This window comes from Moritella viscosa (genome assembly GCF_900120065.1).
GTDB classification, from domain to species: Bacteria; Pseudomonadota; Gammaproteobacteria; order Enterobacterales; family Moritellaceae; genus Moritella; species Moritella viscosa.
In genome coordinates, this window is the sequence record NZ_FPLG01000030.1 from 1 (window position 1) to 686 (window position 686).

1 protein-coding gene and 1 pseudogene are annotated in these 686 nt (G+C 44.5%); both read left to right on the forward strand.

The genetic code is table 11. From position 1 onward, the window contains the following. Positions 1-372, forward strand: a pseudogene (locus BT797_RS23775) (hypothetical protein); the annotation flags it as partial. Between the two features lie 3 nt (positions 373-375). Further along, positions 376-630, forward strand: coding sequence for a tail fiber assembly protein (locus BT797_RS04360; protein WP_052678272.1), 255 nt, complete (start codon positions 376-378; stop codon positions 628-630). The last annotated feature ends 56 nt before the right edge of the window (positions 631-686 follow it).

Consider the following 686-nt stretch of genomic DNA (forward strand, 5'->3'; position numbering starts at 1 on the left):
GGTATGGCTGCTAATACAGGCTATACAAACCATCTGATTTTCACTGGAACAAGCTCATCAGATTCGGTCGCGGGTTTGTTAGAATTAAAAAAAATAGCAAAAAATGGCGAATTAAGTTTGTTTATCTCTGAACCGAGTGGGGACACAGAAGTTGCATTGACCCGTGATTTAGAAGGGACAGCACTGCCAGTATCATTCAGAAGCATTGGTCAAGGCCGTGATAATGGCATTGCTCGCGTTACGTTAAAAGTTGATACACGGCACCACTGTGGTGCGGCTCGTTCTTTTGGGGCTAACGTCATGTATACATCCGATAAAGGGCGCCCATCAGTGGCTCGTGTTACTCAAATTAAACCAACTTGGGAAGAATAAATTATGCAGGAAAACAATACGAACAGTGAGCTTGGTTACCTCGATGCAGAAATGGCAAATGAGACGAAGTGGTCCACAGTACGTGTAATACGTGATGCTAAATTAAAGGCAACGGATTGGTTAGTCATCAAGTACATGGGAAGTGGAGAATCATTACCGGATGCTTGGAAGCAATATCGTTCGACATTACGTGATATTCCGCAATCTGGTGTTGAGCCTGACGCTATCGTTTGGCCACAGAAACCCGCTATTAGCTAATGCGCAGTATTAGCCTTACGTTTCATCAAACTGCGGCCCTTTGCACAACTGCAGAG